This window comes from Yersinia vastinensis (assembly GCF_044905075.1).
Classification (GTDB): Bacteria; Pseudomonadota; Gammaproteobacteria; order Enterobacterales; family Enterobacteriaceae; genus Yersinia; species Yersinia vastinensis.
Genome location: NZ_CP173260.1, coordinates 393975 through 415104, shown reverse-complemented (window position 1 = coordinate 415104; position 21130 = coordinate 393975). Strand labels below are relative to the sequence as shown.

The window sequence follows — 21130 nt, the reverse complement described above, 5'->3', positions numbered from 1 at the left end:
AATAAATTGAAATAAAAGATATTTTATTTTGATGTGACTGATGATATTTCATTATCTTGAGTGAGTTCATGTCGCGCCGCCTCGGCAAAAAAATGGCTCCTATCGCGATAAATTGATTTTTTATTTCGCACAAAATAATCAATTCGCTTTATTAAAATATCTGGCAGCGCAATATTAATCCGCTGCTGTTTCCCTTCAAACTCAGATAGATCAACATCAATAACAAACCATGTATCGCAAAATGAATATTCAGGATTAGCCGCATAAACCATAAAACCAGCATCCTTGATATCTTCAACCGAGAACTTCCCGCTGAGAATCATATCTTCAACGGTTAGCAAAATAGCTTCTCTAGCCATAACGGCAATATCTTCCTGAACATCAGCAGCTGAGAAACATCCGTATTCATAAGCAGAAAACGCCGGAACAATTATACCGTATGCGGTTTTTTCATCTTTTGGTGTCTCTACACCTACTGAAAATAACATATGAGCCTCCAACGTCGGCGGGGATCAGATCCCCGCCATTTTCTTGATAGACCTAATAGTACCAATGGGTAAATCCTTTTTCGGATGTGGTACAGGAAATGTCTTTCCTGTTATTGGCGACCACCATATTTGGTGGCTTCCTCCATTATGCCGTTTAAGTTCACACCCCGCGGCCATTAGCTCTTTTATCAGGTCAGTCGATTTCATATGTCCTCCTAACCTGATATTTATTCTACACACGCATACACACAAGACAAGAAGAGATCGGCTGAAAGTGTTGCCAGACACCTCGTCATTCTGATTAGGTTAAGCAACTGAATAAATAGGCATACGATATTTCAGCTAAACAATAATCTGTTTATGAAATATCATGCTGACCGGCTTTTTCTTTTGATTGACATAGCTGGCGTTTCAATGGATGCGGCGAACACCGCTACAAAGCCAAATAAGAAGGGGAAAAATGGACACAAGGTTCCTACAGGCAAACAAAGAAGCACGCTGGGCTTTTGGTTTAACGCTGGCGTATCTGGCGGGCTGGATAATAACCGCCTATTTACCGGGCAATATTCCTGGGTTAAGCGGCCTGCCCGCCTGGTTTGAAGCCGCCTGTATTGCACTGCCACTGCTGTTTATTGTGCTGTGCTACTTAATGGTTCGCGTGATATTTCGTGATATCCCATTGGGGGATGACAATGCAAACTGATGTCATCTTGCCGTTAGTGGGTTATCTGGTGATGGTATTCGGCCTATCCGTTTATGCTTATACCCGCCGTCAGACCGGGAATTTTCTCAACGAATACTTCATCGGCAACCGTTCGATGGGGGGATTCGTACTGGCAATGACCCTGACTGCGACGTATATCAGCGCCAGTTCATTTATCGGTGGGCCGGGTGCTGCCTATAAGTATGGGTTGGGCTGGGTATTACTGGCGATGATTCAGTTGCCTGCGGTGTGGTTATCATTGGGGGTATTGGGTAAAAAATTTGCGATTCTGGCGCGTCGCTATAATGCCGTGACCCTTAACGACATGCTGTATGCCCGCTATCAAAGCCGCTTATTGGTGTGGCTGGCCAGTCTCAGCTTACTGGTGGCGTTTGTCGGCGCGATGACTGTACAGTTTATCGGTGGTGCCCGCCTGCTGGAAACTGCCGCCGGGATCCCTTACGACACTGGCTTACTGATCTTCGGCGTCAGTATTGCACTGTATACCTCTTTTGGCGGCTTCAGGGCCAGTGTACTCAACGATGCTCTACAAGGGCTGGTGATGTTAGTCGGCACCATTTTGCTGTTAGTCGCCGTGATTCATGCCGCGGGTGGAATACACAAAGCGGTCGAGACGTTACAGCATATTGATCCCGCATTAGTCTCTCCTCAAGGTGGCGATCAGATCCTCGACTTGCCCTTTATGGCCTCTTTTTGGATCTTGGTGTGCTTTGGGGTTATTGGCCTACCGCATACTGCGGTGCGATGTATTTCGTATCGTGATAGCAAAGCAGTACACCGTGGCATTATCATTGGCACCATTGTCGTCGCCATCTTGATGTTTGGTATGCATTTGGCGGGTGCGCTGGGTCGGGCTATCTTGCCGGATCTGAAGATCCCGGATCAGGTGATCCCCACATTGATGATCACCGTGTTGCCACCTTTTGCCGCCGGGATCTTTCTCGCCGCTCCTATGGCGGCGATTATGTCGACTATCAATGCCCAACTGTTGCAATCGTCAGCCACTATTGTGAAAGATTTATACCTTAATCTGCGACCACAAGAGCTGAAGAATGAACGCAAATTGACGCGTATTTCCAGCATGTCGACACTGATCCTTGGGCTGTTACTGCTGCTTGCCGCCTGGCGCCCACCTGAAATGATTATCTGGCTAAATCTATTAGCCTTTGGTGGTTTGGAAGCGGTATTCCTTTGGCCATTGGTGCTGGGGCTATACTGGGAGCGCGCCAACGCTCACGGTGCGCTTAGTTCAATGATTGTGGGTGCGGTATGCTATACCGTGCTGGCCAGTTTCGATATTAAGATAGCCGGCCTGCACCCGATAGTCCCATCGCTGGTGCTTAATCTGCTGGCGTTTTACATCGGCAATCAGTTTGGTGACCGAGCACGAGCGCGACAACCCGCAGTGGTCAGTGCTGATTAAAACTAATTTAAACGACCCCCTTTATCGCCGCAGGCAGAATGGGGTCATGAGAGAATGACTATGCCTTGGATCCAACTCAAGTTAAACACGACCGGTAATCAGGCCGAATCCCTTGGTGATGCGCTGATAGAAAGCGGTGCTGTCTCGGTAACGTTTCAAGATACCCACGATAATCCGGTATTTGAACCGCTGCCGGGGGAAACTCGTCTGTGGGGCGATACCGATGTGATTGGCCTGTATGATGCCGAGACTGACATGGCGGCAGTGATCGCTATGCTGGAATACAATCCTCAGCTCGGCAAAGGCTTTATCCATAAAATTGAACAGTTGGAAGATAAAGATTGGGAACGTGAATGGATGGATAACTTCCATCCGATGCGTTTTGGTGAGCGTCTGTGGATCTGCCCAAGCTGGCGTGATGTGCCCGACCCAACTGCCGTGAACGTGATGCTAGACCCAGGTTTGGCCTTCGGTACAGGTACCCACCCGACCACAGCATTATGTCTGCAATGGCTCGATGGCCTCGATCTGGAAGGCAAAACCGTTATCGACTTCGGCTGCGGCTCTGGCATCCTGGCAATTGCAGCCTTAAAGCTCGGTGCAGCACACGCTATTGGCATTGATATCGATCCGCAAGCTATTCAGGCCAGTCGTGATAACGCACAGCGTAATGGCGTTTCAGAGCGTTTGGCGCTGTATCTGTCAAAAGACCAGCCAGCCGACCTCTCTGCTGATGTGGTGGTTGCCAATATTCTGGCAGGCCCGTTGCGTGAATTGGCCCCACTGATCAGCGTCTTGCCGGTTGCTGGTGGTCATCTCGGCTTGTCTGGCGTGCTGGCAACACAGGCTGCTGGCGTTGCTCAAGCCTACGAGGATAAATTCATCCTAGACCCTGTGGCTGAGAAAGAAGAGTGGTGTCGTATTACCGGTGTACGTAAAGAGCACTAGCATTTCCCTGCGTCAGGCTGCAATCCATCAGGCACTATTTTTAACCGAAATGAGATGCCTGACGCATTTATATCTATTCTTTATCGTTGATTTGATGAATAAATCAGCATCTTCAACCACTATTATGCTACGCCGGCAGTTGATGATGATGTTGTTTAATAGAAAATACTCAAGCGCACAAATTAACCAATTAACACTAACGCCATGTTATATATGGATAAATAATTAATTAACCAAGATTCGTCCGTAATTTATCGCTCTTTTTTCATCAATTGGTCAAAGTTTGGCCTTTCATCTGAGCGCAAAAATGCGTAATATACGCGCCCTTACGGACACAGTGTGGTCATTCTTTGTCTATGCGTATTGGACACTTCCAGCTTACAAATTGCCTGATTGCCGCCCCGATGGCGGGCATCACAGATCGCCCCTTCAGAGCGCTATGTCATGGCATGGGGGCTGGGATGGCTGTATCTGAAATGCTCTCCTCAAATCCAGAGGTATGGCGGACGGATAAGTCGCGTTTGCGCATGGTTCATAGTGATGAGCCTGGAATTCGTACCGTGCAAATTGCCGGTAACGACCCGGATGATATGGCAGCAGCCGCCAGAATTAATGTGGCGAATGGTGCCCAGATCATTGACATCAATATGGGATGTCCGGCCAAGAAAGTGAACCGCAAACTGGCAGGATCGGCATTATTGCAGCATCCTGATCTGGTCAAACAGATCCTCTCCGCAGTGGTTAATGCGGTAGATGTGCCGGTAACGCTGAAGATCCGGACTGGTTGGTCTGCCGAACACCGTAACTGTATAGAAATTGCCCAACTGGCTGAAAGCTGTGGTATACAAGCCCTGACAATTCATGGCCGAACCCGTTCTTGTCTGTTTAATGGTGAGGCGGAGTACGATAGCATTCGGGCAGTTAAGCAGATTGTTTCCATTCCCGTTATCGCGAATGGAGACATCACTGACCCGCATAAAGCCAGAGCGGTGCTTGACTACACTGGGGCTGATGCCCTGATGATAGGACGTGCCGCTCAGGGAAGACCTTGGATCTTCCGGGAAATCCAGCATTATCTGGACACTGGGGAGCTGCTGCCACCAATGCCACTCGGCGAGGTACAGCGCTTGTTAAACGGGCATATACGGGAATTGCACGACTTTTATGGTCCAGGCAAGGGATTTCGTATTGCACGTAAGCACGTCTCTTGGTATCTCCAGGAGCACGCCCCTAACGACCAGTTTCGGCGCACATTCAACGCCATTGAGGATGCCAGCGAACAGCTGGAGGCGTTGGAGGCATATTTCGAAAATCTTGCGTAAACAGAAAAAAGAGCTGACAGAACTATGTTCGAACAACGCGTAAATTCTGACGTACTGACCGTTGCAACCGTAAATTCACAAGATCAGGTGACTCAAAAGCCTTTGCGTGACTCGGTTAAACAAGCACTGAAGAACTATTTTGCTCAACTGAATGGTCAGGATGTGAGTGACCTGTATGAGTTGGTACTGGCTGAAGTTGAACAGCCATTGTTGGACATGGTGATGCAATACACCCGTGGCAACCAAACCCGCGCTGCCCTGATGATGGGCATCAACCGTGGCACGCTGCGTAAGAAATTGAAAAAATACGGCATGAACTGATACTAGTCAGTTAAGTTGTTGTTTAAAAAGGCGTTACCCTTGATTGGTTAGCGCCTTTTTTATTGCTTGTTATATATATTGTTATACATAAAATCTCGCAAAAACCAGTAAACATACGAACAATAAGTAAGAAAAAAGACCGCATGAGCGATCTTCTTATTGGCCAATGTGACTGGCTGTAACCTGATACCCATTCCAGTATGCAGATCTGCCACTAACGGTAATCTTCTGCCCCAACGGGCAAAGCATTAGCTCCAGCGCCAACATATCAAAGGCAATAACACGCAACGGGTAATCACTGCGTTTATCACTTGATGCAAGAATTGTTGCTACAGCCATCACCTTCCCTGTGCTGCTCTCTACCCGCTTAGGGGCTTTGGTTATATGCCCCGTCACGGTCGCTATAGGTTCAGTGCTCACAACTTACATCTGATCTTCGGTATAGATACCGGCTGAAATAATGGCACCGCCGATAATTCGCTCACCGTAACCGATGGGGATAGGGTTTCCCTGCGCCACTGTATTCACAGGCCCACCAAACGCATAGCTTGGGGTGTTCTCTGCTGATTGCCTTGATGCAAGTCCGCCCTGTTGCGGTGATAACATTTGCACCACCCCGCCGAGCATCATTGACGCACCAGACATGACCAACGGAACGCCCATCGGGGTAGCCCAAAGTATCGCCCCAACAGCAACCAAAACAGCTCCGAGAATGGTTTGAAATATTCCCGCTTTTTTACTGCCAATAATCACAGGGATAATCCGAATCGGAGCCTTACCATCAAGATCTAGCTCATTCTCACCAATATTCCGTTTTCCATTAAAAACAGCAAATGTAAGCCCTCTTGATTCACTGTCTAATAGGAATTGCTTAAAACCTTTAATTTGTAATCTTAAGGCTTGTATTGCCTCTGCTGGGCTTGATACATCCCAGTTATATTCCCGTCCGAATTTCTTACCTAAAACACCACCTAACACAATTTGTCTTTTCATAACCAATCTCCAATTAAATTCCGTCAAAGGCTTTAAGCCGCTGTTGCTGTTCTTCGCTCAAGGTATACGCAAAGTCTTCATGTTCAATCTGGTAGGTGCCAAAGCTCATCAGGAAGGCAATAGCCGGGTCTATCTTGTTGGCGGCTTTCTTCTTGTTCGGCTTGATATTGGCGTTGGCGTCGGTTTCCATCACAACGTTGCTCATCGCCCAAGCCAAGACCGGATCGCCGTTGTGCTGTATCACCTTGCGGTTAACGAATACCTCGGCAGACTTGGCTACCGGGCTAAATTTCATGTAGGTCTGCGGGAACGGCTCTACATCCAGACCGGCACCCTGTAGCTGTGTTCTAAGATGAGTGGCGTTCCATGTATCGAATCCTGTTAGTTTGATACTGAACCGCTGACTGTCTGCCAGTACATCATCACGGATGCGGTCATAATCGATACAGTCGCCCGGTGTGGTGCGTATCCAGCCACTTTTAACCCATTGCCGATATATGGCCCGGTTCTTATTGGCGGCATTATTCAACTGGGCTTCGGGGATATAGTGGCGGGTAAGTAGCAATACACGGTTCTCAACCGGGAACGAATAGCACACACTGGTAATATCGCTGGTTGATGACAGGTCTAACCCGGCGTAACACTCCAGTCCGGCTAAATCATCCTCGCTGTAATCGGCTATACAGGCGTCCCATGCACCAGCTCCCATCCACGGCGTTTCGCCCTGACACCAGATATTAAAGCGCTTGGTCAGCATCTCAACCCATTGCGAGGGAATGCCCCGCGCCTTATTGATGGTGTCAGTCAGTGCCGTAACATCAACAGAAACACCCAGATTAGGGTTCGCTTTAATCCATTGTTCGGGCTGCTCAACTTCGCTTTCGTCGTCCAGCTCGTAGATCAAGGCAAACAACGATTCGTTTTGTTCTTCACCGGCCAATATCTGGCAGCAATAGTCATAATGTTGCTTACAGGCTGAAACCACGTTGCTACCCGCAGTGGTGATAGCAAAGAGTATCCCTTCTGGCCGGGCACCCATTCCCAACTCAAGCGCCGAATAAACGGCGTTATCCGGGTGAAGATGGTACTCATCCACCACCGCCAGACTGGGGTTAGTCCCTTCAATAGTCGAGGCTTTGGAGGCCAGTGGCTTTAACAGGCTGTTGGTTTTGGCATAAATCATTTTGTGCTGCTGGATGGTAAGGCGCTTTCTCAAGGGCTTTGAGATAAGGCTCATCTGACGGGCATCATCAAATACGATACGGGCCTGATCACGACTCACGGCGGCGGTATAGATATCTTGCTGGCCCGGCTCCATCACCAGAAACCAGTTAGCCAGAATAGCCGCTACCGTTGACTTGGCATTCTTACGAGGTACCTGAATGTAAGCACTACGGTACTTCCTGCGGCCTGTAGCTGCCACCTTGAACCCCAACAAACAGGCAAAGGCAAACTGTTGCCACGGCTCCAGCACGATAGACTGACCCCGTAGAGGGCCTTTTACATGAGGGCAGAGGTGAGAGAAGGCAATAAAGCGCTCTACAGTGGCCCCATCGAACGTATAAAGCGGGTTATTCAGGTCATTAAAGTACCGCTCAACGGCCTGTTTTAGCCGCATACAGGCCGGGATTTTGCCGCTTTGTACCTCCAGCGCGTACCGGTTATAGGCTGTCAAGGGCGTCTGCCTCATCAACTTCCACCGGATTACGGCGGCGAGATACTGGATCAAAGCCCATAAGCGAGGACATTTTTATCATAATTTTCTCAGCGTCAGACTTGGCTTTCAACGCAGGGTTCGTGGTGGTCGCACCGCGAGAACCTTCAACCGAAAAACCCCGCGCCGCGAGGTCTGCCACGGCTCGACGGTACATTGAGTAGTTGAGGCAATACAATTCAAGGTTACGCCAGTCGGCATCAATCAGGTCGCCGCGCTCCATTAACTGCTTTGCCCTTGCCTTCCACTCTGCGGTAGCAATCTCATCTAAATAAGTGGGGGCTTTGGGTGGTCTAGCCATAACTTTCTGTTTCCTGTGCCTTTACTGCTATTAAAAAAAACACCTTGCGTAAAAATTTGAGGGGGCGGGTGGTGCCAGCGGTCTTGGGCTTTGTCCTCAAACCTCCCCCACCCCTTGCCCTGCGCCTCGTCACCGGTTTCGGAACGCATCCATTAGCTCACGGTCACGCTTCGTCATGCGCTTGCCTGTGGCTTGCTTAGACGCCTTGCTATGGCTCTGTATAAAACCATCGCGACTACTCTGTAACTCGTTGATTAATCGCTGCATCTCTTCTTCACGCATTTTTGTTGTACTCATGTATCCAATCATTGCGGTGCTTGGCGGCCTCCTCTTGCTCATGGAACTTACCCGCTTTGCGCTGCTGCTTTGTCACAGGGTCTTGCGTAGTGGTCTTACGACTGTGGCAACTGACACACAAACCTTGATGATTACTCTCCGTCCAGAACAGAACATCTTCACCACCATCAATCGGGATAATGTGATCTACTATCTTGGCGGGGGTATAGATGCCTTGCTTCTCACAGCGGACACAAAGCGGGTGAGCCTTGAGATACATCAGGCGGTACTTATCCCATCTGGGCGTATAGCCACGTTCACGACGAGAACCACGTTGCGAGTCCTGTTGTACTCTGGCTTCCCGCTTATGTTCAGCACAACGGCCAGCTTTCACACGTGCGCGACATCCGGGATAGCTACAACGTTTCAATGGATGGACTGGCATCAGTACACCCCCGGATCGCGATAAGTACTCCACAATGCAGAAATGGTCAGTGGCACCTCTTTAGCCTCAACCTCACTGACCATCGTCCGGCCGTCATACAGTTGAGATACATACATCAGGCACCCCACCCGAATAGCAGGATTGAACTCCAGACCGGCATCAAACCGTTTACCGATATGCTGCTGACAGACCTCCAGCGCGGCATCGATGTATATCTGTATCAGGCTGTCTTCATGATCCATATCAACGCGACAATGTAGCTTTGCTTCATCCAGCGTTATCAGAGGTTCACTCATTGGCTCACGCCTCCCTTGCACAGCAGTTCTAACCGGGTGAATCTCTCATCGGGTATCACTGCGGTAATGTCATAATTCATGGGCTTGCCACCCCTGACGGTAAAGCGAATGCGGTTCGCAGAACTCACGTCAGCCCGGTAACGCATCCAGATCCGAATAGTGATTTCTGACATTTCCGCACCAGAGGCTATCAACTCACGGCCACTGATTGCTTTCACTTCGGCCCAGACTGTGGCGACATCGTTCCATTGCTTTAATGGCTGACCGGACGGTAGCTGAGTCGTGGTAAACGTCTGTATCGTCACTTTGTGTCGTAAGCCGCCAGCTCTCATAGGTCGTCCTTAGCATCGTCGGATTTCACCTGTACTGTCTGTTTCCATGCCTGACTGAATTCCTCACCACCGGCATACGCTGGCATCCCCTCACGCTCACGCGCTTCATTCGGAGACATCACGCCTGATTTAATGGCGGTTTCGTAACTGCGGAAACGTTCTTGAGGATTGGCCCGTAGCAAGTCGGCAGTGTCAAACTCCACCTGATAGCGAACCTGAACCGGGTGACTGGCCACCAGAAGAGAGGCTTTAACCTGTTGCTCAAAATTTGTTAGCCAGGGGCGCAAGGTCTGAGACAGAAAAGCGCGACTCGCCTCGCTGAAATTGCTGTAGGTGCTGTTGGAATACTCTTGCAGGAATATCGGGCTGATATTGAATATCCGGGCAATGTCTTCAATGGTGAAGCGACGAGAGGCCAACCACTCAGCATCCTGATTGCTCATGCCTAACTGCTCGTACTTCATGCCGCCTTCGATAATCGGCGTTTTACCGGCATTGCGTGCGCCTTTGTAACGCTCCAGTGCTTCCAGTGCCTTAGCGCCTTTTGGCCCGTCTAACCAGTCACCGGTTGTCAAGACGCCGGAAGCCATCAGGCCGTTATTCATCACCGACGAGCCATGACGTTGTTGAGCCAGTCCAAGCCCAACTGTTTCACGACAGACAGTGATCGGAGAACGCCCAAGGAAACCATCTTCAGTAGCATGTCGCAGGTGCAAGATTTCTTCCTGAAGGTACGTTTTTACCGTGCCGTCCGGGTGTGTAATGGTGTAGGCGAATCGGTGATTGCTCAGGCGTTTGGGTACCACGGCGCGAGGTGGGTAAGAATGCAGTGATTGCGGTTTACCATCCTTGCCCCATTCGATAACTGCATAAGCGTTACCATTGAGCAGACAATGACGCATCATCGTGCGCTTGAACTGGTAAGGGGTCTGGCAGTCATTCGGGTATTCATTCAGCAGGTAATCAACCGGATGCTCCGATAACCATTCTCTTTTATCATTCTGAACCCGGTACAGGTAACACGGCATCGAGGCCACGGCTTCACTGATAACGGTCACAGCATTCATAACCGCCGGCAGAGATTCAGCAGTAGCAGCAGACACATGTTCACCAGCCCCCGTATTGGGAATACCCGCCAGTGCCATAAACTCATCAATGGTCATTGAGCGGTTTTCGGTCTTGCGTTTGAACGGCCACATATCACAACCCCGCCAGATAAGCCCAATGGGAACGCAGAGACAGATCCACCAGCTCCGGGTGTTGAGCTAACAGTGAGCGCTTGGCAATCTGAACATCCGTTTCACGGTAGGCCGGTAAGCTGGTCACGGTGATTTCCCGTAGTTCAGCCGCCAACACAGTACGGACATAGGGCTGTTTGGTACTGTCCCACTGGTCTTTTAATGCCCTAAATCCAAAGCTCATCCCTGATATATCGCCACGCTCAACCATGGTCAGCACATCACGGCCTAACTGGGTATCGGGTGGGGTTAGCTCAAAACGCAGACCGGTAGAGTCTTCACTCAATACGAGGGTGTTTGACTGGGTGCGACCTAACAGCGCGGTATAGTCATGCTCAAACAAAGCGCGAACATCGGTACCGGCGGCAAGACTGGCTTTAAAGGCATTGGGCGCGAACTGCTCGACAAACTCATCCCACAGCACCTCTGAGCGGCTATTCCATTTCACGGCATAGCCCACTAACTTTTTATCGCTAGTGGATAAGCTGGCGGTGCGGATCTCAAAATCGGTGTCTTTCATTGGTAAACTCCCTGACAAGAAAGGGGCCGTAGCCCCCGACTGGATTACTTGGCCGCGGCCTTGATTTCCAGAACCTTGATCGCGTTGGAGTCCACCAACCCACCGCCCAGATACTTATCAGTGTGAACCTTATAGAAGCCCGGTTCGGTGATATTGTCAGGACGGGTGCGGGTGCCTGTTTCATGATCGACGATGAAATAGCCGCGCTTGAAGTCACCTACAGCAATAACCGGCTTACCCGGTTCAGCATCGGGCATATTTTCCAAATAGCGCACTGGATGGCCCAGCAACATATCCGGATCGCCAGCTTGCAGACGGTCACGCCAGATATAATCACCATTACCGTTTTTCAGCTTTTGCAACATGGCGGCACTGTTGGAGTTCATCACCCAAACAGCATTTTTGCGGTAGCGGCGGCGCAGCTTGAAGACCAAATCAATTAATTCATCAGCGGTAGGCGCATCACCGGCAGCAACCATTTTTTCCAGCGTTCCAAATGGGCGAGTACGGTCACCAGCAGCGGCGCGAGGATAAGACAAGAAGCCTTTGGCTTTTTTGGTGCCATCACCGTTAACTAAGTCGGTTTCTTCGGTCTCAATAAAGGTGTCGCTGATTTCTTCGGTCAACCAGCCCAAGATATCCACATCACTAAAATCAAGGATTTCCTGCGTGGTTTTCGGGTAAGCATAGATTGGGTTCAGCTTGATACTGACCTCTTCCAGCTTAGGCGTCGCGGTTTCGGTACGGGCTTCACCTTCTACGCCTCGACCTACCGCCGCGCCGCCCACGGACACAAGTTTTTTATACTCGTTGGATTTGGTGGTTTTGACGGTGCAAATTTGGCGCATTTCTGACTCATCAGCCAACATGCGCATAATTTCACTGTCCAGCTCAGGGATAACTGAATAGCCGCCACTCTCATTCACGGTGGTGGATAACATGCGGGTTTCGCCGGTCATGATGTAATGGCGTAACTCGTCATTGGTCACTTTCTTACCATCGTCTACAGGCTTGGCTTTACCGCCCTGAGTGCGTTCTTCATCAGCAAGGGATTCATAACGGGTGATATCAGTAACCAGGGCATCTGCCTGAGCACGGATTTCATCAAACTGGGTGGCTTCTTCGGGGGTAAGGCTGCGTTTTTCATCTTCGGCCTTGGTCAGCAGTGAGCGCATTTGCGTGGCTAACTCGGCTTTCCTCTGGCGTAACTCTAACAATTTTTTCATAGTGGCTTCCGTAAGTGTGAATACAGACGGGAAACCAACTTAAAAGGTAAAGCCGTTTAACAGAATTCCAGTGCGGAAAGGTGGGCGCTAAACGGCTAAAGTGACGGCTCCCGTCGGAGTGTCACTGACCAATATATGACTGAAAATAATAAAGAAAACCCCTCAGATATCGAGGGGTAAACACGGGTAAGCATGAGAACAAAACATTTACAAAACTATTTATTACTCCTTAATATTCCAAGGCGCGTTTTCCATTATTGACGCCAGATATTCAAGGTGTGAATTCATTCGACGTAACTCAATAAGTTTGAGTGCTTCGATAGTATCCTCATACCTGACGCCTGATTGACACATGGCGTCACGATCAGACTTTAGGTTGTTGGTTTCAAGTTTGCTTAATGACATATTATTTCTCCATTAAATAAAGCCAGCCAGAAAGAAGCATCAATACTAACGGGTTAACTTTCGAACAGCTATTTAACAGTTGATTATGGATTACTGCCAAAACTTTTTATATAAAGGGCGAAAAAACACCTGTACCACCTGTACCACCTGTACCAAAAACAACTAACTAATTGTTAATAAACAGATTGAAGTAAATATTCTGGTACAGGTCACCCCCTGTTTTGGTACAGGTCAACACGGTTTTGGTACAACCATGCAAACCGACTCACTCGACATCACTATTTTTCTGCACCTGTACCAAAATGACCTCGACCTGTACCAAAATGGCCTTGAGTTGTACCAGACCTGTACCAGAAAATAATTACAAATCCCTTATAAAACAGATTTATATAATAACAAATACTTATCTGGTACAGGTGGTACAGGTGTTTTTCATTCTTTTATTGGGTTATTCCTCATCGGACAATTGGACAATCAGGTAAGTCCGCTGTTTTATTCCACCAAGGTGCTTAAGGCGAGGGCTAAACGTCTGATAGCTATCGCCACTGGCTGGTTTCTTTAGTCTGCCGGACTCATGAAGCGTTTTGGCAAATTGTGCTGAATCAAACCCCTTTGCCATTTCACCCTTGAATGTTGCAGGCAGGACATAGAACGTCACAGGGTCGCCGTAACTTTTGCTTTCACGGTACCCCGCCAAATCACGAATAGGGAGGTTTTCCGGGTCGTAGGGTAGTGGCGCAAATCGACTCATGCCGTAGGCACTCAAAAATGCCTCTGCCTGTTCAATAATTTGTTCTATCTCTTTGTTGCCTGTGCCGAAAGCTGCCACCCATTCGTTAAACACATGCTGTAACGCATCACGGCACCCTTGTTCACTCCAACCGGTAACAGCCTTGCCCAGTACGAGTGAAGCCTCGATAACGGCAAAGCGATCAATAACCCGCTGTACCTGCTCACCGTAACTGCTTGGAATCAGTGCCCGCCATCGGGCCTTTGCCATTGCATAGGCGGCTATAGCGTGCTGTGTATGCTCGGACAGGTAAGCAATCCACGCCCGACCTGCTGCGCCGTGGTTATGCTGCCATGCGTCCTTAAGGCCGTCAGCATGGGCTTTGCCATCTGGGTGGCCGTGAAGTTCCGTTGGGCGAGATACCGGAATATTGAGTAACCGCACCAGTTGCCCGGCGTTAACCTTGATACCTGCCCCTTTAAGGTAGGTTTCAATATCGCGCTCACCGGTACTGATAACGGCCGTTTTCCAGTATTTCAGCGCCCGGTTCCCGCCATCTTTATCACCTTGCAGCTTACCCTTGCCGTTAAACAGTGTGTAGGCCGATGTGTAAACGTGACGAGGGTTCGCGCCCTGATCCACTTCATCAAGCGCCATGAGTCCGTGATTATGCGCTTCCGCTTCGTTAGCAATACCCAGAGACGTCCCATACCACGTAAGGCGCTGGCGCTCTGGCTCACCATACAAACTTGATGCTAAATCTTCGGCTGTTGTCTTACCTGCGGTAGATTGGGCGTAGAGGTGGATGCCGAACCCGTCAGCGCCCACCAGTGGCAACATGGGCGCAGCCAGCGCAACCCCTACGGCCAACATTTGAAACGGATTACCGGCTGCCAGTCGCGCCACATTATCGCGCCAGCTTTCCGCCGTTCCTGCCACGCTGTAAGCCTCTGCTGCGGCTGTTCCACCGTTAAACATGATAGGTTGCTCTGGTTCACCGATGATAGAACCATCAGGCATGATATAAGCGCCCATATGCCAGCCAGAGCGAGGTGTTATACTCCACATCTCATCATCGGCGCTGCGTTGTAACCAGTCCCCTAAAGTAGCCCGTAAAGCCGGTTTTGTGGTGACATCTACACCCCCACCTTTCAGAATGCGCCAGCCCTCACGCTCACCAATATCCGCCTTTCGAATCGCTTTTGTGACAGGTAACTTCTGGCCCGATGCTTTCCAGCACAAAATCAAATATTGCTCACGATCTTCCTGACCCTTGCCGATAACTTCAAGCGGCGAACATAACCAGCTTTCATTGTTGATGATTTCGCCACTGTCTTTATCCACCTTTGGCGTGATCCAGAAAATGCCATCTTTTCGGCTGAGAACATGCGGTGCGAGCGGATCACGTTCTTCTTGGCCTTTTTTGCCGCCCTCTATCGCCGTGAGTTGAACGGACATGCTCGCCCCCTTTGGTTGATACAGTGATTCAGTAAAAGCGCGCGTAGTGGCCTCTGTGCCGTTTTGTTGGCGGTAGTCGTCCCAGTCGGCTTTATGGTGAGTCGGTGGCGTGGCTACCCAGCCAGAAACGGAAATAGCGGCTTTTTCAGCGGAGATAACACCAATATTCAGTTTGAGTTTACCTTTTTCGTCACATTCTCCCGATTCGTGCCAGTCGTTATCTGCGGCAATGATGATTTTTGCCAGTGGCCACCGTTCACGGCAGACCTTCGCGACGTGAATTAGGTTGCCTTCGTCCAGTGCGGCCAGTACCACCCCATCATCCAGTAACGAAACGGTAACGCCGGTTGCGTAACCCTCGGCGATCAGCACCGTTACAGGCTGTTCGTCCTCTGTTGGTGATTGGAGCCTTACCGGAATAAATGAACCTTTTTTTGTGGTACCCGCTAATAACCGTTTTGAACCGTCAGGGTTAATCACCTGTGCGCCGATGGTGGTGCCGTCCATTGCTTGCAGTATCAGCAACAGAGAGCCGTCACTGAGTAAGGCATTGGAGGGGCTTGGAAGGCCCTTATTGTGTAGGTACTGAGATTCACCCGATACTGTTTTAGCCACCAGCACCGCCACCTTGTCAGCTATAGCGGTGTTGGGTTGAGGCTTCTCTCTGGCTGGCTTCGGCTCTGGCAAGGGCAGCGCCATTACACCCGCGACCATTTCTGCCGCTGAACGGGCGTCACACTGGTTAACCTTCATCACTAAATCCAACCCGGTACCCGCGCCACAGTGTGAGCAATAGTAGGTTCCGCGCCCCTCCCGATCATCAAATCGATAGCGGGTTTTACCGCCACAGCTTGGACACTCACCCTCGCTACGATTGGTTGGAATATCCAGACGTTGTAAAATAGCTTCCCAGTGGCCTTTGGCTTTGCTGCGAACGTCATTAACGAATGTCATTTTTGTACAGCCTCCCGTTCGAGCAAATGAACCGCCACAGGCCCGGCGAGATCCAGTGCTAACCCGATTAACTCCTTTTCGTCAGTAATATCTAAATCAACATCGGATTCAAACATCAGCAGCAAGAGCGCATTTAATTGACCTGCTTTATGCGTGGCAATATCCAGAGGTACGGGTTCTTTAGCCCGCAGTTCACGCATAGTTCACCCCCTTGATATTTTTCGCCGCTTTTGCTGCATGTTGTTGTGCAAATTCAAGAAGTTCATAACCAATATCTTCACCTTCTGGTTCGCCTATCAATAATTGAGCAACTTCCAGCATACGAGAGAGGCTAAACAACACATCGGATACTTCGCATGGGGTTAACTTATCCATGATTAGCCTCCAGAACAGCGCTGAGTGAATGATTAACCTCACTATTGATGTCACAAGCTATACATATAAGGTCGAGTAGTTGCTTCGAACATTCATCACTCGCTTTATCCAAAATGGTTTCATAAAGCGAACAAGCTAAACCGGTGCGATAGAGCGCTAAATCTAATGGGATAGGCTTACGCATGGATCACCTCCGGCAGACGACCAGCAAAGGAAAGTACGAACTGACCGGACAGAGAGCGGCGGGCGTCTTGTTCAGAATGGGCGGTTACAGATTCACGGTGCGGCTTGGCGTTCAGGTCAGAACGGTGCACGGCGAGAAAGAGAAATTTAAAGCGAGTTGGGGTATGATTTAACATAGCTGCCTCGTTACATGCGTTAACGTTGGTGGTTAAAGGCCCCGTTAGTGTTCGAGCACTGCGGGGCTTTGCTTTACTACAAGTCATGCAATGTAGTACATTGTCAACTTCCATACAGACTAGACTACAGGAGTTGACAATGTCAACAGTTGAAAGCAAAGAGCGCCATGTTGTGCAACTCAGACTCGATAAAGAATTATCAGAGCGTCTTGCTGCCGCAATGAAAGAAGATGGCGACGATAATAAATCAGGCTGGATTAAGAGATTGCTGCGTCGCGAACTTGATAAGCGCGGCATCGAGCCAAAAGGCTGAACAGGCTTACTCACAGTAACTCTGTGACCTACGAAAATTTCGCAGGTACGGATATGCTGATTTATTCCATCGTCCAGAGTTGGAGGTTGTTGATTTTCCTCATAACTCAGATTTGAGTAATCATTTAGCATGTGTGGGTTTTGCGAATAGTTTCTAGCTAGCTGCAAATCCTGCCGCGCTGCAAGATGTTGATTTAACTCATGATGGAAAAAACCATAACCCCAAAGGGTAGCATTCTCAGTGCTGCCCTTTTCTTTGCCTGTAACATGCTGATTTTCATTGTTACATCCGTGTTGAATGACTACCGAACCTAAGCAATGTTTATGTTCAGCCGAACCCGAATACTGTTCGTCTTTGTTTACTCGACTCCCTGCGCGGCAGGTTTGTGCAAGAATCAATGAGTTAGCCGATTGATCCATTTCAGCACAATTAAGTTTAATCAACGGATTACGGTGTGCCGGTAAACTTGGTGAATTGCGGTGTTTGGTTTGCGACTCGCTCAAAGATAGTCGCTTCAGGGAGCCAGCCAGGGGAAAGGCTTGTTTCTGGCTGGCTGCTGGAGTTGTGGGCATCATGCCAATACCTCCAGTCGCTTAGTAAGCCAACGTTGGGCCAGTTCGGTGAGTTTTGCTTTCCGAGTGGCTGTAGGTGTATCCAGATCTAGCAACGCACAATCACGGCTTTCCAAATAGGCCACCAGCGCCAACTGCTCAGTGTTCATGTGGTCACGCACCTGCTTTGCAGAAATACCTTTCTGTTTGGCCCACACAGGCGGGTGCATACCCAAAACTAGGCGATTCAGGAATGTGCATTCGTTGCTGTATGCGAAACCATGCTGCTTGTCTCCGGTGCGTTCGATATAACCCTTCATGGCCTCAGACATGCTTTTGTGGTCTTCACAGGCCGCAACACGGTTCTTACGCCAATCCATCAGCGCAGCGCTGTGTTCCTCTGGTGCTACTCGGCGAAGGCGTTCTTCACAGTCAATGAAGTATTGGCGGGCAGCTTTACCTTGTTCGTTACGTTCAACCATTGAAAGCTCTTTGCCCATGTTCAGGCTAAGAATGTAATCATGTTCGATTCGCTGGCGAGATTTTGAGCTCCCCCGTTTGGGGGCGGTCAAATCTTCAACAATTGCATAATCTATACCCTCGACAAAACCGTACTGTTTAATTCGGGCTTTAATCCATGTTGTGAAGTCACGGCCCACAGCTAGAAATTCGTGAAGATTTCGCCCACGCACTGACTGGATTTCTTTATCGCCGATGGTGTCCATTGTTACTGGAATCCGCGCTGCGAAGTCATTGCTGATAGTATTGCTCTGGTTGGTTTCAGGCTGAGTTTGGGTACTGCCAGCCAAGGCAGTTATTTTCTTAGATACCATTTTATTGCTCCAATAAGTTCATTATTTAGAGCCGCCGCGACAGCATTTCAGATACTGCTATTTACTTTGTGCAATTGCTCGCAAGTTAATTTCTTTTCGCTGATCAGGCGATCTTGCGTGAATTTGCATTGACATTCTGTTAGGCCAATTTGCGACCACATGGAGTATTAACGTTATTTACAGCCGGGGGATTGCGAACCCAGCAAAGTAAGTCGCTGAGTAACCACGCACATGAGTTGCGGCCAAGAGGCTTACGGGCAGGGAAGCGGCCTTCATTCTCAAGAAGCCATGCAGTTGAGCGGGAAATAGAAGTAATGCGCTGACGTTCCTTTTCACGCACAAGGCGATCATAAGGTTCGGCATATTCGGCTAGAACAACTCGGCGCTGTTCTGGGGTAGGGTTGAAGTGATTAGTAATCATGCTGCCTCCACTGTTTTAATGCTGTGGAGTGATGTTAAATTCAAAGTTAATAATAGAAAATCAAATAAAAACGGTTAGAAACCAGTAACCACTTAAATAATCAAAAGCACTTTTTTAAACTAAAGTGCTTTTGATATAAAAACCGGTTTTTTTCACAAAAGTGGTTTTATCCATCTTTTTACAGTAGCCAGTGACGGATTGTCACTATATTTACTTTCAAGCTTTTGAAAGACCTTGCTTGTAATCGAATCAATACCACCATTCATTTTTTTCTCAATTAAAGAACCCGCTATTTTTATAGCTTCATCCTTATGTGGATGGCTAGGCCTGCCACCTGTTTTACCAAGTGTAGATGCAAAACTGGCTTTTTCAAAAGAGTAGAAAATAGGTGAAAGCAATACTCTGTATAAGACTAACCCTTCATCATAGCGCCTTTGTAAAATATGCAGAATTATCTCAAACGCCAAGGGGGCATATAAATTTTGAGATACGGCAGTTCTTCTGCATAGTTCATGAGATGCTCTATACAGAAATTCATGAAATAAATCTATTTCTTCTGATTCTGTTTCCCACATAGCATCATAAATATTTGAATAATCTATGACCCTATCAGGAAAAAACTGTTCGTATTTCTCTAAAAAGTATGCAAAGTCACAACTATATGTCCCCTCGGCTACTTCATCCCTATATCCGCATTCAACATCATCATCATCTTGCTTCGCTGTTTCAGTAATTATATTTTTTTGTTTTTTTGTTTCCTCATCTAAAATAAAATCATCAGGTATCATCTTGCTCTTTATATATTCTTCAATGAGATCACTTGAATCACTGAACCAGTTAGGTATCTCAATATTATTCATTTATCACCAGCCTTTAAAATAACAACGTTCTTATGGTTACCGGCCAGCACATCCAGCCGCTCTATCCACTTGTTCAGTGCGTCCAACTTCTCAGGCAGATACTGACTGCGGTTGTACACTGCCATAACGCCGGGCAGAGCGTGACCAAGTAGTAGCTCCACAATATGCGGAGGTATACCCATATCATTCATGCCTGTTGATAAAGTTCTGCGTAAATCATGAAGCGTCCATAATTCACTATGCCCCAACCTTTTCCAAATACCTCGCCCAGTTTGACTAACAGCGGATGAATCCTTTTCTTCACCTAATAAATAACCGCTCTTTTTATTCTGCTCTTTAAGATTTTCTAGCCATCCGTATATTGCGTCTGGTATAGGTCTTATTATTTTGTCTCCCGTTTTACTATGTTCTTTCGGGACAATCCATAATCTGGAATCAAAATCCCATTCATTCCAAGTGGAAAGACGGACTTCATGAGTACGAGCACCAAATACAACAAGCAATCGAACTAAATTCCGATAATATGGCAACATGTTATTTTCTTCGGTAGAAATCCATACATCACGTAATTCTTTATCAGAAAGCACTCTTGAACGTTTACTCTGTCTTTTCCCGACATCAGGTATAGATAGCCAATCAAGAGCGTCACAGACGGCGTAGCGCCTCACTCGGCAATATTTCAGTGCCTGTTTACACATCTGCAATACATAACCGGCTGCGACTGGTGAGTTTTTTTTCATACGGTCAAAGCATTGCAACCAATATCGAGTTTCACAATCTGACAGCGCCATATGGCCTATGTATGGGTAAATATGCTTATTAAGCTGGGCTTTATGTCTCTCCACATTCGCCCTGTGCTCTGTAGCATATTCAGTAACCCAATAATCCAGAGCCTCTTTTACAGTTACCGGCTTTAAAGATTCTGTCAGAGTAAGGTTTAGCTGATGCTTAGGGTCTTTCCCTGATGCCAGCCATGAGCGACATTTATCTCGTAATTCCCTTGCTTGCTTTAAAGTTACATCAGGATATCGGCCAAGAGTAACCCGATGCAATTTAGCGCCACCGCCGGTGATTCGATAAGTGTATGTCCAGCTAATTCCACCAGTAGTGGAAACCCGGATGCTCAATCCTGCCCCATCAGCAAAAAACTCATATTTCGCCCTGGTAGTTCCAAGCAGATTTTTAAGTTTTTTATCTGTTAGCTTGTTCAGTTCACCGGCCATGACAACCCCATTTCTGTTATACAAATTGTTATACACTATTTGTCGCAAGAACCCAAAAGCAGTGAATAACATAAAAACAGA

27 protein-coding genes are annotated in these 21130 nt (G+C 48.3%); 5 read left to right on the top strand and 22 right to left on the bottom strand.

The genetic code is table 11. The features are described 5' to 3' along the window. Positions 1-23: 23 nt before the first annotated feature. Both ACIOG0_RS01800 and ACIOG0_RS01795 read right to left on the bottom strand, forming a co-directional pair. Entirely contained in the window at positions 24-488 is a 465-nt protein-coding gene (locus tag ACIOG0_RS01800; RefSeq protein WP_050100549.1) for a type II toxin-antitoxin system HicB family antitoxin, read from the bottom strand. 24 nt (positions 489-512) lie between these two features. Beyond that, positions 513-695, bottom strand: coding sequence for a type II toxin-antitoxin system HicA family toxin (locus tag ACIOG0_RS01795; RefSeq protein WP_050100546.1), 183 nt, complete (start codon positions 693-695; stop codon positions 513-515). 253 nt (positions 696-948) lie between these two features. On the opposite strand from ACIOG0_RS01795, the gene ACIOG0_RS01790 reads away from it, so the two are divergent. From ACIOG0_RS01790 to fis, 5 genes are all read left to right on the top strand, one after another. Continuing rightward, on the top strand, positions 949-1191 hold the full coding sequence (locus ACIOG0_RS01790; RefSeq protein WP_050100544.1) for a YhdT family protein: 243 nt from the start codon (positions 949-951) through the stop codon (positions 1189-1191). Beyond that, entirely contained in the window at positions 1181-2635 is a 1455-nt protein-coding gene (gene panF, locus ACIOG0_RS01785) for a sodium/pantothenate symporter (RefSeq protein WP_050100543.1), read from the top strand. Before ACIOG0_RS01790 ends, panF begins: the two co-directional genes overlap by 11 nt. Positions 2636-2695: 60 nt before the next feature. Next, positions 2696-3583 carry a 50S ribosomal protein L11 methyltransferase gene (gene prmA, locus ACIOG0_RS01780; RefSeq protein WP_050100756.1) on the top strand — a complete coding sequence of 296 codons (888 nt, stop codon included), beginning with the start codon at positions 2696-2698 and terminating at the stop codon, positions 3581-3583. 356 nt (positions 3584-3939) lie between these two features. After that, positions 3940-4905 carry a tRNA dihydrouridine synthase DusB gene (gene dusB, locus ACIOG0_RS01775; RefSeq protein ID WP_050100541.1) on the top strand — a complete coding sequence of 322 codons (966 nt, stop codon included), beginning with the start codon at positions 3940-3942 and terminating at the stop codon, positions 4903-4905. 24 nt (positions 4906-4929) lie between these two features. Beyond that, positions 4930-5226: a DNA-binding transcriptional regulator Fis gene (fis, locus tag ACIOG0_RS01770; RefSeq protein ID WP_002210061.1), complete on the top strand. Its 297-nt coding sequence runs from the start codon at positions 4930-4932 to the stop codon at positions 5224-5226. A gap of 156 nt (positions 5227-5382) precedes the next feature. Here the strand turns inward: fis and ACIOG0_RS01765 are convergent, their stop codons facing one another. The 20 genes from ACIOG0_RS01765 to ACIOG0_RS01670 form a co-directional block, all read right to left on the bottom strand. Then, a complete protein-coding gene (locus ACIOG0_RS01765) occupies positions 5383-5646 on the bottom strand; it encodes a hypothetical protein (protein ID WP_404704923.1) in 264 nt (87 codons plus the stop codon). Between the two features lie 3 nt (positions 5647-5649). Next, positions 5650-6219: a tail assembly protein gene (locus ACIOG0_RS01760; RefSeq protein ID WP_046694469.1), complete on the bottom strand. Its 570-nt coding sequence runs from the start codon at positions 6217-6219 to the stop codon at positions 5650-5652. 13 nt (positions 6220-6232) lie between these two features. Beyond that, positions 6233-7894, bottom strand: coding sequence for a terminase large subunit (locus tag ACIOG0_RS01755; protein ID WP_404705040.1), 1662 nt, complete (start codon positions 7892-7894; stop codon positions 6233-6235). Next, positions 7881-8234, bottom strand: coding sequence for a phage terminase small subunit P27 family (locus tag ACIOG0_RS01750; protein ID WP_050321885.1), 354 nt, complete (start codon positions 8232-8234; stop codon positions 7881-7883). Before ACIOG0_RS01750 ends, ACIOG0_RS01755 begins: the two co-directional genes overlap by 14 nt. A gap of 129 nt (positions 8235-8363) precedes the next feature. After that, positions 8364-8531, bottom strand: a complete 168-nt coding sequence (locus ACIOG0_RS01745; RefSeq protein WP_404704922.1) for a hypothetical protein — start codon at positions 8529-8531, stop codon at positions 8364-8366. Further along, positions 8509-8955: an HNH endonuclease gene (locus ACIOG0_RS01740; protein ID WP_087770056.1), complete on the bottom strand. Its 447-nt coding sequence runs from the start codon at positions 8953-8955 to the stop codon at positions 8509-8511. Before ACIOG0_RS01740 ends, ACIOG0_RS01745 begins: the two co-directional genes overlap by 23 nt. Next, positions 8955-9251, bottom strand: coding sequence for a head-tail connector protein (locus ACIOG0_RS01735; RefSeq protein WP_404704921.1), 297 nt, complete (start codon positions 9249-9251; stop codon positions 8955-8957). The genes ACIOG0_RS01740 and ACIOG0_RS01735 overlap by 1 nt, the downstream gene beginning before the upstream one ends. Continuing rightward, positions 9248-9583: a phage head closure protein gene (locus tag ACIOG0_RS01730; protein WP_404704920.1), complete on the bottom strand. Its 336-nt coding sequence runs from the start codon at positions 9581-9583 to the stop codon at positions 9248-9250. Before ACIOG0_RS01730 ends, ACIOG0_RS01735 begins: the two co-directional genes overlap by 4 nt. Further along, a complete protein-coding gene (locus ACIOG0_RS01725; protein WP_404704919.1) occupies positions 9580-10782 on the bottom strand; it encodes a phage portal protein in 1203 nt (400 codons plus the stop codon). Before ACIOG0_RS01725 ends, ACIOG0_RS01730 begins: the two co-directional genes overlap by 4 nt. Before the next feature lies 1 nt (position 10783). Then, a complete protein-coding gene (locus ACIOG0_RS01720) occupies positions 10784-11341 on the bottom strand; it encodes an HK97 family phage prohead protease (RefSeq protein ID WP_050292205.1) in 558 nt (185 codons plus the stop codon). A gap of 44 nt (positions 11342-11385) precedes the next feature. Then, on the bottom strand, positions 11386-12567 hold the full coding sequence (locus tag ACIOG0_RS01715) for a phage major capsid protein (protein ID WP_404704918.1): 1182 nt from the start codon (positions 12565-12567) through the stop codon (positions 11386-11388). 853 nt (positions 12568-13420) lie between these two features. Beyond that, entirely contained in the window at positions 13421-16114 is a 2694-nt protein-coding gene (locus ACIOG0_RS01710) for a DUF927 domain-containing protein (RefSeq protein ID WP_404704917.1), read from the bottom strand. Continuing rightward, complete coding sequence (locus ACIOG0_RS01705; protein ID WP_404704916.1) at positions 16111-16314, bottom strand: hypothetical protein; 204 nt, start codon at positions 16312-16314, stop codon at positions 16111-16113. Before ACIOG0_RS01705 ends, ACIOG0_RS01710 begins: the two co-directional genes overlap by 4 nt. Beyond that, entirely contained in the window at positions 16307-16489 is a 183-nt protein-coding gene (locus ACIOG0_RS01700; RefSeq protein ID WP_049604556.1) for a hypothetical protein, read from the bottom strand. Before ACIOG0_RS01700 ends, ACIOG0_RS01705 begins: the two co-directional genes overlap by 8 nt. After that, positions 16482-16673: a hypothetical protein gene (locus ACIOG0_RS01695; RefSeq protein ID WP_046694456.1), complete on the bottom strand. Its 192-nt coding sequence runs from the start codon at positions 16671-16673 to the stop codon at positions 16482-16484. Before ACIOG0_RS01695 ends, ACIOG0_RS01700 begins: the two co-directional genes overlap by 8 nt. Further along, positions 16666-17736: a host cell division inhibitor Icd-like protein gene (locus tag ACIOG0_RS01690; RefSeq protein ID WP_404704915.1), complete on the bottom strand. Its 1071-nt coding sequence runs from the start codon at positions 17734-17736 to the stop codon at positions 16666-16668. Before ACIOG0_RS01690 ends, ACIOG0_RS01695 begins: the two co-directional genes overlap by 8 nt. Continuing rightward, positions 17733-18545, bottom strand: coding sequence for an antA/AntB antirepressor family protein (locus ACIOG0_RS01685; protein WP_404704914.1), 813 nt, complete (start codon positions 18543-18545; stop codon positions 17733-17735). The genes ACIOG0_RS01690 and ACIOG0_RS01685 overlap by 4 nt, the downstream gene beginning before the upstream one ends. 139 nt (positions 18546-18684) lie before the next feature. Next, the gene (locus tag ACIOG0_RS01680) at positions 18685-18966 is read right to left on the bottom strand and encodes an AlpA family transcriptional regulator (RefSeq protein ID WP_145514418.1); all 282 of its coding nucleotides are present in this window, start codon (positions 18964-18966) and stop codon (positions 18685-18687) included. Between the two features lie 152 nt (positions 18967-19118). Beyond that, positions 19119-19826: a hypothetical protein gene (locus tag ACIOG0_RS01675; RefSeq protein WP_404704913.1), complete on the bottom strand. Its 708-nt coding sequence runs from the start codon at positions 19824-19826 to the stop codon at positions 19119-19121. Next, positions 19823-21049: a tyrosine-type recombinase/integrase gene (locus ACIOG0_RS01670; protein WP_404704912.1), complete on the bottom strand. Its 1227-nt coding sequence runs from the start codon at positions 21047-21049 to the stop codon at positions 19823-19825. The genes ACIOG0_RS01675 and ACIOG0_RS01670 overlap by 4 nt, the downstream gene beginning before the upstream one ends. Positions 21050-21130 lie beyond the last annotated feature (81 nt).

Excerpts from the sequence above, each read along its gene's own strand:
- panF (WP_050100543.1), top strand. The coding sequence starts at position 1,181 with ATGCAAACTGATGTCATCTTGCCGTTAGTGGGTTATCTGGTGATGGTA.
- ACIOG0_RS01745 (WP_404704922.1), bottom strand. The coding sequence starts at position 8,531 with ATGAGTACAACAAAAATGCGTGAAGAAGAGATGCAGCGATTAATCAAC.
- ACIOG0_RS01680 (WP_145514418.1), bottom strand. The coding sequence starts at position 18,966 with ATGATTACTAATCACTTCAACCCTACCCCAGAACAGCGCCGAGTTGTT.
- ACIOG0_RS01700 (WP_049604556.1), bottom strand. The coding sequence starts at position 16,489 with ATGGATAAGTTAACCCCATGCGAAGTATCCGATGTGTTGTTTAGCCTC.
- ACIOG0_RS01710 (WP_404704917.1), bottom strand. The coding sequence starts at position 16,114 with ATGACATTCGTTAATGACGTTCGCAGCAAAGCCAAAGGCCACTGGGAA.
- ACIOG0_RS01740 (WP_087770056.1), bottom strand. The coding sequence starts at position 8,955 with ATGCCAGTCCATCCATTGAAACGTTGTAGCTATCCCGGATGTCGCGCA.
- ACIOG0_RS01705 (WP_404704916.1), bottom strand. The coding sequence starts at position 16,314 with ATGCGTGAACTGCGGGCTAAAGAACCCGTACCTCTGGATATTGCCACG.
- ACIOG0_RS01690 (WP_404704915.1), bottom strand. The coding sequence starts at position 17,736 with ATGATGCCCACAACTCCAGCAGCCAGCCAGAAACAAGCCTTTCCCCTG.
- prmA (WP_050100756.1), top strand. The coding sequence starts at position 2,696 with ATGCCTTGGATCCAACTCAAGTTAAACACGACCGGTAATCAGGCCGAA.
- dusB (WP_050100541.1), top strand. The coding sequence starts at position 3,940 with ATGCGTATTGGACACTTCCAGCTTACAAATTGCCTGATTGCCGCCCCG.
- fis (WP_002210061.1), top strand. The coding sequence starts at position 4,930 with ATGTTCGAACAACGCGTAAATTCTGACGTACTGACCGTTGCAACCGTA.
- ACIOG0_RS01670 (WP_404704912.1), bottom strand. The coding sequence starts at position 21,049 with ATGGCCGGTGAACTGAACAAGCTAACAGATAAAAAACTTAAAAATCTG.
- ACIOG0_RS01790 (WP_050100544.1), top strand. The coding sequence starts at position 949 with ATGGACACAAGGTTCCTACAGGCAAACAAAGAAGCACGCTGGGCTTTT.
- ACIOG0_RS01795 (WP_050100546.1), bottom strand. The coding sequence starts at position 695 with ATGAAATCGACTGACCTGATAAAAGAGCTAATGGCCGCGGGGTGTGAA.
- ACIOG0_RS01725 (WP_404704919.1), bottom strand. The coding sequence starts at position 10,782 with ATGTGGCCGTTCAAACGCAAGACCGAAAACCGCTCAATGACCATTGAT.
- ACIOG0_RS01750 (WP_050321885.1), bottom strand. The coding sequence starts at position 8,234 with ATGGCTAGACCACCCAAAGCCCCCACTTATTTAGATGAGATTGCTACC.
- ACIOG0_RS01760 (WP_046694469.1), bottom strand. The coding sequence starts at position 6,219 with ATGAAAAGACAAATTGTGTTAGGTGGTGTTTTAGGTAAGAAATTCGGA.
- ACIOG0_RS01715 (WP_404704918.1), bottom strand. The coding sequence starts at position 12,567 with ATGAAAAAATTGTTAGAGTTACGCCAGAGGAAAGCCGAGTTAGCCACG.
- ACIOG0_RS01730 (WP_404704920.1), bottom strand. The coding sequence starts at position 9,583 with ATGAGAGCTGGCGGCTTACGACACAAAGTGACGATACAGACGTTTACC.
- ACIOG0_RS01685 (WP_404704914.1), bottom strand. The coding sequence starts at position 18,545 with ATGGTATCTAAGAAAATAACTGCCTTGGCTGGCAGTACCCAAACTCAG.
- ACIOG0_RS01720 (WP_050292205.1), bottom strand. The coding sequence starts at position 11,341 with ATGAAAGACACCGATTTTGAGATCCGCACCGCCAGCTTATCCACTAGC.
- ACIOG0_RS01675 (WP_404704913.1), bottom strand. The coding sequence starts at position 19,826 with ATGAATAATATTGAGATACCTAACTGGTTCAGTGATTCAAGTGATCTC.
- ACIOG0_RS01800 (WP_050100549.1), bottom strand. The coding sequence starts at position 488 with ATGTTATTTTCAGTAGGTGTAGAGACACCAAAAGATGAAAAAACCGCA.
- ACIOG0_RS01695 (WP_046694456.1), bottom strand. The coding sequence starts at position 16,673 with ATGCGTAAGCCTATCCCATTAGATTTAGCGCTCTATCGCACCGGTTTA.
- ACIOG0_RS01735 (WP_404704921.1), bottom strand. The coding sequence starts at position 9,251 with ATGAGTGAACCTCTGATAACGCTGGATGAAGCAAAGCTACATTGTCGC.